Raw genomic sequence first — 13365 nt, forward strand, 5'->3', positions numbered from 1 at the left:
CTGGCTCCGGGCGATCTTCGGGGCCGGGGGTCTCGTCAACAACCGTGTCGAGGAGCCGAATTGCCGTTCACTCTCAGCCATGCGGTGGCCGTGCTGCCCGCCGTGCGCACCGACGGGACAGGCCGCGGGCCACTGGTGCCGGCGGTCCTCGTGGCGGGTTCGTTCGCTCCCGACATGACCTACTACGCGGCGAGTGTGCTGTCCGGGGCGATGGAGTTCGGGGACGTGACGCACTCCTTCCGGGGTGTCCTCACGATCGACGTGGTGGTCGCCTGGGCGCTGGTGGGACTGTGGCTGCTGGTGCGGGAGCCGCTGGTGGCCCTGCTGCCGACGGCGGGACAGGGGCGGGTGGCCGCTCTGACGCGGTGCGGGGCGCCACGCGCGCGTGTCACGCCGTCGCTGCTGGGGCGGTGGTACGTGTCGGCGGTGCTGGGCTCGTCGACGCATGTCGTGTGGGACGCGTTCACGCATCTCGACCGCTGGGGGATACGCGTGTTTCCCGCGCTGGGCCGGGAGGTGGCGGGCTCGCCGCTGTACTGGTACCTGCAGTACGGCGGTTCGGCCGTGGCCGCTGTCGTCATCGCCGTGTTCCTGCTGCTCGCGCTGCGGCGGTCACCCCGGGGCGAGGTGATCGGGGTGGCGGCGCTCTCGGTACGGGACCGGTGGCTGGCCGCTGTGGTCATCGGCGGCTGCGCGGTGGTGGCCGCGGTGCAGCGGGCGTTGCGGTGGTGGGCGTACTGGGGGTCGGTCGCCAAGCCCTGGGAACTGATACCGACGGTGTGCTTCGGCGCGGGCGCGGGCCTCGCCCTCGGCGTGCTGCTGTACGCGGCCGGGGTCAGGCTGTGGCGTCCGGCTCCGGTCCGCGGCCGTCCCGGCGGCGTCGGTGCGGAGCCGGACCGTACGGGCGTCCGGTGACGCTCTCCGGGGCCGCGACGAAGACGGTGACCGTCTGTACGGGGCGGGGTCTGGGCAGCGCGGCGAGAGCGAGCGCCAGGTAGCCGCGGACGAGGTCGGCCCACTGCCGCCACGGCAGTGTCTCGCCGGGGCGGGACGCCGAGCGCAGCAGAGTGCGGGCCAGGTCGGCCCACTGGCGCCAGGGCGCGGGGTCGCCGGGGCGGGACTCGGGGCCGCGCAGCGCCAGGTCGATCCGGCCGAGGGCCAGGTTCGTCCACTGCCGCCAGAGCGGGGGGTCTTCCGGGCGGGCGGCGTCGCCGAGGGCCATGGCGCGCAGTACGGGGTCGCGCGGGGTCAGCCGGCGTCGGAGATCTTCGGCCGTGTGCCGGAGGGCGGAGGCGAAGGTGGCGGGGAGGCGGGCGGTGCTTGCGGTGGCCGCGGAGGCCGGGACCGGCGGGAGTGGCACGCGGGTGAGCGCATCGGCGTTCGCCCGCGGGGGCGCCGTCCGGCGGTGGAGCATGCGTATACCCATGCCCGCATCCTGACCGGCGGGGTGGGCGGGGGCGTTTTCGCGGGGGCCACGCGAGTGACGGGCCCTCGGGGTGGGGCGGGGTGGGTCACACGGCCCGGCGCTGTCGGGTTGCCGCCCGCGCCCACCCGTGCCGCCCCGGCGGCACGACCGCCCGCGGCTTGCGGGGTTCGGCCCTCGCCCGCCCGCAGTCCCTCGCGCCGCGCCCGCGCTCGCCCCCGACCGGTTGGGGTGCGGGGGGCCCAGGTGCTGCCCACCCTGGCACCCCGCCCGCCCCGCACGGCTCCCCCGCCGGACAAGAAGCCACGACGGGGCGGGCACGCACACACCGAACGACGCCCTGGCCCCATGACCACCGCGCATACGCGCACCCGACACCAGCACCTGGCACCCGACACCCAGCCCAGCCCCGGCTGGGTGAACGGCTTCCCGCTCCCGCCGGAGGCCTAGTGCGCCGCCGATTCCCAGTCCGCGCCCGCGCCCACCGAGACGCCCAGGGGGACTCGGAGGGTGACCGCGTTGGACATTTCGCGGCGGATCAGTTCCTCCGCCGTGGCGCGCTCGCCGGGGGCGATCTCCAGGACGATTTCGTCGTGGACCTGGAGGAGCATCCGGGACTTCAGGCCGGCCTCGCGCAGCGCCCCGTCCACCTTCAGCATCGCGATCTTGACGATGTCCGCGGCCGTGCCCTGGATGGGCGCGTTGAGGGCCATGCGCTCGGCGGCCTCGCGGCGCTGGCGGTTGTTGCTGTTGAGGTCGGGGAGGTAGCGGCGGCGCCCGAAGAGGGTCGCCGTGTAGCCGGTCGCCCGCGCCTCGTCGACCACGCGGCGCAGATAGTCCCGTACACCGCCGAAGCGCTCGAAGTACGCGTCCATCAGGGCTCGGGCCTCGGCCGCCTCGATGTTCAGCTGCTGGGAGAGGCCGAACGCCGACAGCCCGTAGGCCAGGCCGTACGACATCGCCTTGATCTTGCGGCGCATCTCGGCGTCGACCGCGCTCTGCTCGACCGAGAACACCTGCGCGGCGGCCGTGGTGTGCAGGTCCTCGCCGGAGGTGAACGCCTCGATGAGGCCCGCGTCCTCCGACAGGTGGGCCATCACGCGGAGCTCGATCTGGCTGTAGTCCGCGGTCATCAGGGACTCGAAGCCCTCGCCGACGACGAAGCCTCGGCGGATGGCCCGGCCCTCGTCGGTGCGGACGGGGATGTTCTGCAGGTTGGGGTCGGTCGAGGACAGGCGGCCCGTCGCGGCGACCGTCTGGTTGAAGGTGGTGTGGATGCGGCCGTCGCCGGCGATCGTCTTGATCAGGCCCTCGACCGTGACGCGGAGCTTGGCCTGCTCACGGTGGCGGAGCATGATCACCGGGAGTTCGCTGTCCGTCTGGGTGGCCAGCCAGGCGAGCGCGTCCGCGTCGGTCGTGTAGCCCGTCTTCGTCTTCTTGGTCTTGGGCAGGGCCAGTTCGCCGAAGAGGACCTCCTGGAGCTGCTTGGGCGAGCCGAGGTTGAACTCGTGCCCGGCCGCCGCGTGCGCCTCCTTCACCGCCTGCTGCACCGCGCCGGCGAACATCTGCTCCATGGCCTCCAGGTGGGCCCGGTCGGCCGCGATGCCGTTGCGCTCCATGCGGGCCAGCAGCGCGGAGGTGGGCAGCTCCATGTCGCGCAGCAGGTCTGCGGCGCCCACGTCCTGGAGCCGGCCCTCGAACGCCTCGCCCAGGTCGAGGACCGCGCGGGCCTGCACCATCAGGGCCTCCCGCTCGGCGTCCTCGTCGGTGCCGAAGGCGAGCTGCCCGTCGGCCGCGGCGGCGGGGGCCAGCTCGCGGTGCAGGTACTCCAGGGACAGCGCGTCCAGGTCGAAGGAGCGGCGGCCGGGCTTGACGAGGTAGGCGGCGAGCGCGGTGTCCATGGTCACGCCGTCGACGGTCCAGCCGTGCTCGGCGAAGACGCGCATGGCGCCCTTGGCGTTGTGGAAGATCTTGGGCCTGGCACCGTCGGCGAGCCAGGACGCGAACGCCTTCTCGTCGGCCTCGTCCAACTGCGCCGGGTCGAACCAGGCGGCGGCTCCCCCGGGCGCGGCGAGCGCGACCTCGGCCACCGAGCCCGCGCCGAGCGCCCAGGTGTCGACGGTGGCGACGCCGAGCGTGCCCGTGCCGTGCTCGGTCAGCCAGGGGGCCAGCTCGCCGGTGCCCAGCACCGCGCCGTCCAGCTCCACGCCGCCCGTGACGACCGGCGTGGTCTCGGCCTCCTCGGCGCCGGGGTCGACGGCGAAGAGGCGCTCGCGCAGGGACGGATTGCGGATCTCCAGGGTGTCCAGGACCATCGCGACCGTCTTGCGGTCGTAGGGGGCGCGCTCCAGGTCGGCGACCGTCTTCGGCAGCTCCACGTGCCGCTCCAGCTCGGTGAGCCGCCGGTTCAGCTTGACGGCCTCCAGGTGGTCGCGGAGGTTCTGCCCGGCCTTGCCCTTGACCTCGTCGACGCGCTCGACGAGCTCCGCGAACGAGCCGAACTGGTTGATCCACTTCGCGGCGGTCTTCTCGCCGACGCCGGGGATGCCCGGCAGGTTGTCGGACGGGTCGCCGCGCAGCGCGGCGAAGTCGGGGTACTGCGCGGGCGTCAGCCCGTACTTCTCGAAGACCTTCTCCGGGGTGAACCGGGTCAGCTCGGAGACGCCCTTGGTCGGGTACAGCACCGTGGTGTGCTCGCTGACGAGCTGGAAGGAGTCGCGGTCGCCGGTGACGATCAGCACCTCGAAGCCCTCGGCCTCGGCCTGGGTGGCGAGCGTGGCGATGACGTCGTCGGCCTCGAAGCCCTCGACGGCGAAGCGCTGCGCGTGCATCGCGTCGAGCAGTTCGCCGATCAGCTCGACCTGGCCCTTGAACTCGTCCGGGGTCTTGGAGCGGTTCGCCTTGTACTCCGTGAACTCCTCGGAGCGCCAGGTCTTGCGGGAGACGTCGAAGGCCACCGCGAAGTGCGTGGGCGCCTCGTCGCGCAGGGTGTTGGCCAGCATCGACGCGAAGCCGTAGATCGCGTTCGTCGGCTGGCCCGTCGCGGTCGTGAAGTTCTCCGCGGGGAGCGCGAAGAACGCGCGGTACGCCAGCGAGTGCCCGTCCATGAGCATCAGGCGGGGGCGGGTGCCGCCGGGGGTGGTCTCGGTCTTCTTCGATGCTGTCTCTGCCACGTCCCCGATCCTGCCACGTGCCACTGACAGCCGGGTCTCTCCCGACCCCGTACGGCACGGCACGGCGGGACGCGGGCCGCCGGCCGGCGCGCGGCACCGGCCGGAACGGGGCGCCGGTCGTGGGTGCTTGCCCGCGCTCTCCGTGCACAGGCCCTCTGATCATTGTCGTTGCCGCGTGCGAGGATCGGAGACGTACCTCACACACGCAGTCGAAGAGGAGCGTGCGATGGCCACGAAGCCGCCCAAGAGCGATCCGGTCCAGGACGCACCGCAGGTCGCCGAGCCGAAGCACGTGGCGGTCGGCCTTCCCGCGATCGGGCACGGCCTGCGCATGGCGCAGCAGCAGATGGGCACGAAGCGCACGGCGCTGACGCTGCTGCGGGTCAACCAGAAGGACGGCTTCGACTGCCCCGGCTGTGCCTGGCCGGAGCCGGAGCACCGGTCGACGGCGGAGTTCTGCGAGAACGGCGCGAAGGCGGTCGCCGAGGAGGCCACGCTGCGCCGGGTCACGCCCGAGTTCTTCGCGGCCCATCCGGTCGCCGACCTCGCCGGGCGCAGCGGCTACTGGCTCGGCCAGCAGGGCCGGCTGACGCACCCCATGTACCTGCCGGAGGGCGGCGAGCACTACGAGCCGGTCACCTGGGAGCGGGCGTTCGACATCGTCGCCGAGGAGATCGCGGCCCTCGGCTCGCCCGACGAGGCGGTCTTCTACACCTCGGGCCGCACCAGCAACGAGGCGGCGTTCCTGTACCAGCTGTTCGCGCGCGAGCTGGGCACGAACAACCTGCCGGACTGCTCCAACATGTGCCACGAGTCGTCCGGCTCGGCCCTGTCGGAGACGATCGGCGTCGGCAAGGGCAGTGTCCTGCTGGAGGACCTCCACAAGGCCGACCTGATCATCGTCGCCGGGCAGAACCCGGGCACGAACCATCCGCGGATGCTGACCGCCCTGGAGAAGGCCAAGGCGAACGGCGCGCGGATCATCAGCGTCAACCCGCTGCCCGAGGCGGGTCTGGAGCGCTTCAAGAACCCGCAGACCGCCAAGGGCCTGACGGTGGGCGCCGCGCTCACGGACCTGTTCCTGCAGATCCGCATCGGCGGCGACCAGGCCCTGTTCCGGCTCCTCAACAAGCTGATCCTTCAGACGCGGGGCGCGGTCGACGAGGCCTTCGTCCGCGAACACACGCACGGCTTCGAGGAGTTCGCGGCGGCGGCCCGCGCCGCCGACTGGGACGAGATGCTCGCCGCGACGGGTCTGAGCAGGGAGGACGTCGAGAAGGCGCTCGGCATGGTGCTGTCCTCCGAGCGGACGATCGTGTGCTGGGCGATGGGTCTGACGCAGCACAAGCACTCGGTGCCGACCATCCGCGAGGTGGTCAACTTCCTCCTGCTGCGCGGCAACATCGGCCGTCCGGGCGCGGGCGTGTGCCCGGTGCGCGGCCATTCGAACGTGCAGGGCGACCGCACGATGGGCATCTTCGAGCGCCCGGCCCCGGCGTTCCTCGACGCCCTGGAGAGGGAGTTCGGTTTCGCTCCCCCGCGCGAGCACGGCTACGACGTCGTACGGGCCATCCGGGCGCTGCGCGACGGCGAGGCGAAGGTGTTCTTCGCGATGGGCGGCAACTTCGTGTCGGCGTCCCCGGACACGGAGGTCACCGAGGCGGCGATGCGCCGGGCCCGGCTCACGGTGCACGTGTCGACGAAGCTGAACCGTTCGCACGTGGTCACGGGCGCGCGTGCGCTGATCCTGCCCACCCTCGGCCGCACCGAGCGCGATGTGCGGGGCGGCGGCGAGCAGTTCGTGACCGTGGAGGACTCGATGGGCATGGTGCACGCCTCGCGGGGGCGTCTGGAGCCCGCGAGCCCGCATCTGCTGTCGGAGCCGGCGATCGTGTGCCGGCTGGCCCGGCGGGTGCTCGGCGCGGACAGCCGGGTGCCGTGGGAGGAGTTCGAGAAGGACTACGCGACGATCCGGGACCGCATCGCGCGCGTGATCCCGGGCTTCGAGGACTTCAACGCGCGCGTGGCGCGCCCCGGCGGCTTCGTGCTGCCGCACGCCCCGCGCGACGAGCGCCGCTTCCCGACGGCCACGGGCAAGGCCAACTTCACCGCCGCGCCGGTGGAGTTCCCGGAGCTGCCCGAGGGCCGTCTGCTGCTGCAGACGCTGCGGTCGCACGACCAGTACAACACCACGATCTACGGCCTCGACGACCGCTACCGCGGCATCAGGAACGGCCGCCGGGTGGTGCTGGTGAACCCGGAGGACGCGCGCGAGCTGAAGGTGGCGGACGGGTCGTACGTGGATCTCGTCGGCGAGTGGAGGGACGGCGTGGAGCGGCGGGCGCCGGGCTTCCGGGTCGTGCACTATCCGACGGCGCGCGGCTGCGCGGCGGCCTACTACCCGGAGACCAACGTCCTCGTCCCGCTGGACGCCACCGCGGACACCAGCAACACCCCGGCCAGCAAGTCCGTCGTGGTCCGTCTGGAACAATCGGCGTCCGACTGAGCGTTTGCTCAGCCGGACGGAGCTGTCCCGATCACGACGAACGGAGCCTGGCCCATGGGCGAGCAGCAGGACGTGAAGTTCCCGCAGGAGGTCATCGACGAGTACGCCGCACTGGGCGTGGACCTGCGGGCGCTGTTCTCCGCCGGGCACCTCGGGACGCGGATGGGCGTGCAGATCGTGGAGGCGTCGGCCGAGCGGGTCGTCGCGACGATGCCGGTGGAGGGCAACACCCAGCCGTACGGGCTGCTGCACGGCGGGGCCTCGGCGGTGCTGGCGGAGACGCTCGGCTCGGTGGGCGCGATGCTGCACGGCGGCAGCACCAAGCTCGCCGTCGGCGTCGACCTGAACTGCACGCACCACCGCGGCGTGCGCTCCGGGCTGGTCACCGGTGTGGCGACGCCGGTCCACCGGGGGCGCAGCACCGCGACGTACGAGATCGTCATCAGCGACGAGGAGGGGCGGCGGGTGTGCACCGCCCGTCTCACCTGCCTGCTGCGGGACGTCCGCCCGGGCGACGGCGAGCCGGTCGGCGCCACCGGCTGACCCGGGCCGCGCGCGGCACACCACCGCACGCGGCACACCACCCACGCGTCACCACCGCACACGCCACGCCCCTGCACGCCACGCCTCGCACACGCCACGCCCCTGCACGCCGTCGGTCACTCGCGGCCTCCCACCCGACGGCACAGGCGCCCGGCACCCGGCGCCCGGCGGCACCGGAGCCCGGCACCCGAGGGTGCAGGCGGTTCCCCGGCCCAACGGCCGTGCGGCACCGCATCCGACGGCACGCGCCGCCCGGCCGCGCACCGTCGGCCGTGCGCGGCCCCGCCTCTGGTCCGGGCGGCGGCGCGGACCGTAACGTCGGTGCATGGCAACGGGAGTTCTCCGTCCGGGAGCGGCGCTGGCGCTCGTGCTGCTGTTCGCCGGTCCGGTCACCGGCTGCGGGGCGGCGGAGCGGGCACGGGAGGGCGGCGCCGTGCGGACCGGTTCCGCCCCGGCCCCGCGGACCACGTCGCCGCAGGACCTGTGCGCGCGAATCGTCGGACACTGGTCCCGCGAGGTGCTGGACGGCGGCACGTACGGGGACTACCAGTCGATGGGCCTGTCCAACGGCCAGTACGAGTTGCTGCGCGAGGTGGTGGACGCCGCGCGGGCCGAGAAGCGGCGCGGCGGGGCGCGGGCCGCCGCCGCCCTGATCGAGCGCGACGTCGCGGCCGGGTGCGCGGAGCTGTACCGCACCGGCACGCCGACCGGAGGCCCCTGGCAGTGAGCGGCATCGGCCCCGTCGAGCCCGGGGAGGGCACGCGCGGCACACCCTCGTCCCGTCCGCCCCGTGGCCGCCTCGCCGCCCGCTGCGACCGGCACCGCCGCGCCGTGGTCGCCGGCGCGACGGCCTGCGCCCTGCTGGCGGGCGGCGGATACCTCTACGCCACGCGCCCCCGCCCCCAGGCGCCGCCGCTTCCGCCGTACCCCTCGCAGGTCGTCGACATCGGCTATCTGGGCCGGGCGGCGACGCGCGCCGACGAGGCGACGCGCGCCTTCGGCTTCGAGGTGCTGCTCGGCGTGACGTCCGGCCCGCCGGTCACCGTGACGCGGATCGCGCAGCCCTATGCGGGCCTGTCCGTGACATCCGCCCCGCGACCGCCTTTCCGGACAAAGGCGGGCTCCTCCCGCAAGATCATCATCACCATGAGAGTCACGGAATGCGGAAAAGTTCCGGAGAACGCCGGACTCCCTTTCCTGGACGTAACTCTACGTAATGCACGCGCAATACAAGTCCACAGTTTCATCCTTGGTCCGCGTTACGCGCGGCACCTCTCGGAGGCTCTCCAAGTAGCCTGCAGCAACAGTTCTGTGTAATCATCAAAACCTTGAACACGCCTGAACGACCGCGCCGAGTCCTGCGGGTTCTCACAATGCGGACGGTACGAATCAGCCTGTATTCACCTCTTCCACCCGCTCAGTACCGCTCTGCATTACCTCGTGTCATAACAAGAGCGTCACAGCATGGCGCAGACACTCCTCCACGTTCCCCTCACACGCTTAGAGTCACGCCCAGTCACCGCGCCGTCGGATTGTCACTTCCGCCCAGCGCTCGACTCGGCCGTTTCCACCGGGAAGCGGCTGCCAGGGGAAAGGACTGATCGTGCGTCAACGTTCGCTCATCGCCATCACCGCCGCGCTGGCGGCGGGAGCACTCACACTCACCGCCTGCGGCTCGCGCGACGACGACGGCGGCGGCTCGGACTCCGGTAGCGGCGGCACCACCGTCGTCATCGGCGTCGACGCCCCGCTGACCGGCGACCTGTCCGCGCTGGGCCTCGGTATCAAGAACTCGGTGGACCTCGCGACGAAGATCGCCAACAAGGAGAAGTTCGTCGAGGGCGTCACCTTCAAGATCCAGGCGCTCGACGACCAGGCGCAGCCGTCCTCGGGCCAGCAGAACGCCACCAAGCTCGTCGCCAACAAGGACGTGCTCGGTGCCGTCGGCCCGCTGAACTCCTCCGTCGCCGAGTCGATGCAGAAGGTCTTCGACGACGCCAAGCTGGTCCAGGTGTCGCCGGCCAACACCAACCCGGCTCTCACCCAGGGCCCGGACTGGCAGAAGGAGCAGGTCCGCCCGTACAAGTCGTACTTCCGCACCGCGACCACGGACGCCATCCAGGGCCCGTTCGCCGCGCAGTACCTGTACAACGACTCCAAGAAGCGCAAGGTCTTCGTCATCGACGACAAGAAGACCTACGGCGCCGGCCTGGCGGCCACCTTCACCGAGGAGTTCAAGAAGCTCGGCGGCAAGGTCGTCGGCACCGAGCACATCAACCCCGACACCAAGGACTTCTCCGCGGTCGCCACCAAGGTGAAGAACTCGGGCGCGGACGTCGTCTACTACGGCGGCGAGTACCCGCAGGCCGGCCCGCTCAGCAAGCAGATCAAGGCCGCCGGCGCCAAGATCCCGCTGGTCGGCGGTGACGGCATCTACAGCGCCGACTTCATCAAGCTGGCCGGCGCCAGCGGCACCGGCGACCTGGCCACCTCGGTCGGCGCGCCGGTCGAGGAGCTGCCGTCCGCCAAGGAGTTCGTCGCGAACTACAAGGCCGAGGGCTACAAGGAGGCCTACGAGGCCTACGGCGGCTACTCCTACGACTCCGCGTGGGCGATCATCGAGGCCGTGAAGGCGGTCGTCGAGGACAACGACGGCAAGCTGCCGGACGACGCCCGCGAGAAGGTCACCGCCGCCATGCAGAACGTGTCCTTCGACGGTGTGACCGGCAAGGTCTCCTTCGACGAGTTCGGTGACGCCACCAACAAGCAGCTCACCGTGTACGCCGTCGAGAACGGTGACTGGAAGGCCGTGAAGTCCGGCACCTACACCGGCTGACCCACCCCGCACCACCGACGAGCCGCGCGGGGCGCTGCACCACAGGCGCCCCGCGCGGACTCGCATCCGGCCCCATCCGTCGAACTTTTCCGAACGTCTCGGAGGACATGCGGTGAACGAACTGCCGCAGCAGCTGGTCAACGGCCTGCTACTGGGATCCATGTACGGGCTGGTCGCCATTGGCTACACAATGGTCTACGGCATTGTCCAGCTCATCAACTTCGCCCACGGCGAGATCTTCATGACCGGAGCCTTCGGCGCGCTCACGGTCTACGTGTACGTCCTGCCGGGCGGCACCTCCATGTGGATCGCCCTGCCGCTCATGCTCATCGGCGCCATGCTGGTCGCCTCGCTGGTCGCCGTGGGAGCGGAACGGTTCGCCTACCGGCCCCTGCGCGGCGCCCCCCGCCTCGCCCCGCTCATCACCGCCATCGGCCTCTCCCTGGCCCTCCAGCAGGCGGTGTGGGCCTGGTACCCCGAGGCAAAGTCCGCACGCACCTTCCCCAGCATCCCCGGCGGGCCCTTCCACATCGGCAACGTCACCATCCAGACCGGTGACGTGTTCCTGCTGATCGCGGCCCCCGTCAGCATGGCGATCCTCGCGTACTTCGTGATGCGCACGCGCACCGGACGCGGCATGCAGGCCACCGCGCAGGACCCGGACACGGCCAAGCTCATGGGCGTCAACACCGACCGCATCATCGTGATCGCGTTCGCCCTCGGTGCCGTCTTCGCCGCCGTCGGCGGTGTCGCCTACGGCCTGAAGTACGGCCAGATCGACTTCCGCATGGGCTTCATCCTCGGTCTGAAGGCCTTCACCGCGGCCGTCCTCGGCGGCATCGGCAACATCTACGGAGCCATGCTCGGTGGCGTGGTCCTCGGCATCGCCGAGTCGCTGTCCACCGCCTACATCGCCGACATCCCCGGCATGGACAAGTTCGGCAGCCAGTCCTGGGCCGACGTCTGGGCCTTCGTACTCCTCATCCTCGTGCTCCTGCTCAGGCCCCAGGGTCTGCTCGGCGAGCGAGTCGCGGACAGGGCGTGACACCGATGACCACACAGACCACCGCACCGAAGACCCCCGACGCGCCCGCCGCGGGCGCCCCCAGGGGACTCGTCAACCTGCCCGAGAACATCGGACGCGCCCTCGCCACCGGCGGCGGCGTCCTCGCCGTGATCTCCACGTTCCTCGCCTGGACCTGGACCTCCGAGTTCCCCGGCGACCTCACCGTCTACGGCTACCCGGGCGGCCTGCAGGTCCTCGTCCTCATCGGCGGCGCCCTGACGGCCCTGTTCGGCCTCTCCTCGTACGGCGTGAAGGGCCTGCGCTGGCTGACGCCGGGGGGTGCCGACGCCGCCCTGAAGACGGCCGCGCTCGGCACCTTCGCCACCGCCTGGTTCACGGTCATCGCCATCAGCTCCAAGCTCGGCGGTGTCGTCAACCTGGAGCCCGGCGGCTACGTCGTCGCCGCCGTCACGCTCGTGGCGCTCCTCGGCGCGCTCGCCCTGCCGTTCACCTGGCCGGAGCCGGAGCCGATCGACCCCGACGACACGTCCTGGGAGCACTTCCGCCACAACCTGGGGTCCCGGCTCGCCGTCTACCGCGCGGCCTTCGCCGGCGGCACCCCCGCCAAGCCGTCGGTCACGCTGCCCTCGTACGCCGAGATCCTGATCATCGTCGCCGTGCTCGCCATCGGCCTCACGGTCTTCACCTACGGCATCGGCACCGAGTACGACGAGCTGTTCGTCGGCTTCCTGATCATCGCGGGCTTCGGCTTCGCGGCCATCGCCAAGGCGGGCCTGATCAGCCGGATCTCGGCGATCACGGCCAAGCACCGCACGGTCACCATGGCCGGCGCCTTCGCCGCCGCCGTGGCCTTCCCGTTCACCCAGTCCGACGACCAGTACGCCACCATCGGCGTGTACATCCTGATCTTCGCCACGGTCGCCCTGGGCCTGAACATCGTCGTCGGCCTCGCCGGCCTGCTCGACCTCGGTTACGTCGCCTTCCTCGGTGTCGGCGCCTACACCGCGGCCATGGTGTCCGGCTCGCCCTCCTCGCCGTTCGACCTGCAGCTGCCGTTCTGGGCCTCGGCCCTGCTCGGCGCGGCCGTCGCCATGGTCTTCGGCGTCATCATCGGCGCCCCGACCCTGCGTCTGCGCGGCGACTACCTGGCGATCGTCACGCTCGGCTTCGGTGAGATCTTCCGGATCACCGTCCTCAACATGGACGGCACCTCCGGTCCGGACATCACCAACGGCTCCAATGGCATCTCCTCGATCCCGAACCTCAACATCCTCGGGTTCGACTTCGGCCAGGAACACACCATCGCCGGGTTCACCATCGCCCGGTTCGCCAACTACTTCCTGCTGATGCTGCTGGTCACGCTGATCGTGGTCGTCGTCTTCCGGCGCAGCAGCGACTCCCGCATCGGGCGGGCCTGGGTCGCCATCCGCGAGGACGAGACCGCGGCGCTCGCCATGGGCATCAACGGCTTCCGGGTCAAGCTGATCGCGTTCGCCCTGGGCGCCGCGCTGGCCGGCCTGGCCGGCACCGTGCAGGCGCACGTCACGTACACGGTGACCCCGGAGCAGTACCAGTTCGCCCACGTCGTACCGCCCAACTCGGCGTTCCTGCTGGCGGCGGTCGTCCTCGGCGGCATGGGAACCATCCTCGGCCCGCTCGTCGGAGCCTCGCTGCTCTACCTGATCCCCGCCAAGCTCCAGTTCCTCGGCGACTACCAGCTGTTCGCCTTCGGACTCGCGCTCGTGCTGCTGATGCGCTTCCGTCCGGAAGGTCTCATCCCGAACCGGCGCCGCCAGCTCGAATTCCACGAAGAAGCGGAAGCGCCCGCAGTCCTCAGCAAGGCAGGGGCCTGACCAC

At 71.4% G+C, this 13365-nt stretch carries 10 protein-coding genes; 8 read left to right on the plus strand and 2 right to left on the minus strand.

The window, feature by feature from the left end; all coding sequences use genetic code 11:
- Positions 1–60: 60 nt before the first annotated feature.
- Positions 61–915: a DUF4184 family protein gene (locus QC282_RS01220; protein WP_279547234.1), complete on the plus strand. Its 855-nt coding sequence runs from the start codon at positions 61–63 to the stop codon at positions 913–915.
- Here QC282_RS01220 and QC282_RS01225 read toward each other — a convergent pair.
- Together QC282_RS01225 and polA are read right to left on the minus strand one after the other, a co-directional pair.
- Complete coding sequence (locus QC282_RS01225) at positions 836–1426, minus strand: hypothetical protein (RefSeq protein WP_279547235.1); 591 nt, start codon at positions 1424–1426, stop codon at positions 836–838. The genes QC282_RS01220 and QC282_RS01225 overlap by 80 nt on opposite strands.
- Positions 1427–1869: 443 nt before the next feature.
- Positions 1870–4596: a DNA polymerase I gene (gene polA / locus QC282_RS01230; protein ID WP_279547236.1), complete on the minus strand. Its 2727-nt coding sequence runs from the start codon at positions 4594–4596 to the stop codon at positions 1870–1872.
- 226 nt (positions 4597–4822) lie between these two features.
- Between polA and QC282_RS01235 the strand changes: the two genes are divergently transcribed.
- From QC282_RS01235 to QC282_RS01265, 7 genes are all read left to right on the plus strand, one after another.
- Positions 4823–7102: an FdhF/YdeP family oxidoreductase gene (locus QC282_RS01235; RefSeq protein WP_279547237.1), complete on the plus strand. Its 2280-nt coding sequence runs from the start codon at positions 4823–4825 to the stop codon at positions 7100–7102.
- A 54-nt stretch (positions 7103–7156) separates the two neighbouring features.
- Entirely contained in the window at positions 7157–7645 is a 489-nt protein-coding gene (locus tag QC282_RS01240; RefSeq protein ID WP_279547238.1) for a hotdog fold thioesterase, read from the plus strand.
- Between the two features lie 325 nt (positions 7646–7970).
- Positions 7971–8372, plus strand: coding sequence for a hypothetical protein (locus tag QC282_RS01245; protein WP_279547239.1), 402 nt, complete (start codon positions 7971–7973; stop codon positions 8370–8372).
- Positions 8369–8962: a Tat pathway signal sequence domain protein gene (locus tag QC282_RS01250; RefSeq protein WP_279547240.1), complete on the plus strand. Its 594-nt coding sequence runs from the start codon at positions 8369–8371 to the stop codon at positions 8960–8962. The genes QC282_RS01245 and QC282_RS01250 overlap by 4 nt, the downstream gene beginning before the upstream one ends.
- A gap of 286 nt (positions 8963–9248) precedes the next feature.
- Positions 9249–10481 carry a branched-chain amino acid ABC transporter substrate-binding protein gene (locus QC282_RS01255; RefSeq protein WP_279547241.1) on the plus strand — a complete coding sequence of 411 codons (1233 nt, stop codon included), beginning with the start codon at positions 9249–9251 and terminating at the stop codon, positions 10479–10481.
- Positions 10482–10593: 112 nt separating this feature from the next.
- Positions 10594–11526 carry a branched-chain amino acid ABC transporter permease gene (locus QC282_RS01260; protein ID WP_279547242.1) on the plus strand — a complete coding sequence of 311 codons (933 nt, stop codon included), beginning with the start codon at positions 10594–10596 and terminating at the stop codon, positions 11524–11526.
- Positions 11527–11531: 5 nt separating this feature from the next.
- A complete protein-coding gene (locus QC282_RS01265; protein ID WP_279547243.1) occupies positions 11532–13361 on the plus strand; it encodes a branched-chain amino acid ABC transporter permease in 1830 nt (609 codons plus the stop codon).
- Positions 13362–13365 lie beyond the last annotated feature (4 nt).

Source organism: Streptomyces sp. DH24, assembly GCF_029813775.1.
In the GTDB taxonomy this organism is placed as follows: Bacteria; Actinomycetota; Actinomycetes; order Streptomycetales; family Streptomycetaceae; genus Streptomyces.

Excerpts from the sequence above, each read along its gene's own strand:
- QC282_RS01240 (WP_279547238.1), top strand. The coding sequence starts at position 7,157 with ATGGGCGAGCAGCAGGACGTGAAGTTCCCGCAGGAGGTCATCGACGAG.
- QC282_RS01245 (WP_279547239.1), top strand. The coding sequence starts at position 7,971 with ATGGCAACGGGAGTTCTCCGTCCGGGAGCGGCGCTGGCGCTCGTGCTG.
- QC282_RS01225 (WP_279547235.1), bottom strand. The coding sequence starts at position 1,426 with ATGGGTATACGCATGCTCCACCGCCGGACGGCGCCCCCGCGGGCGAAC.
- QC282_RS01235 (WP_279547237.1), top strand. The coding sequence starts at position 4,823 with ATGGCCACGAAGCCGCCCAAGAGCGATCCGGTCCAGGACGCACCGCAG.
- QC282_RS01265 (WP_279547243.1), top strand. The coding sequence starts at position 11,532 with ATGACCACACAGACCACCGCACCGAAGACCCCCGACGCGCCCGCCGCG.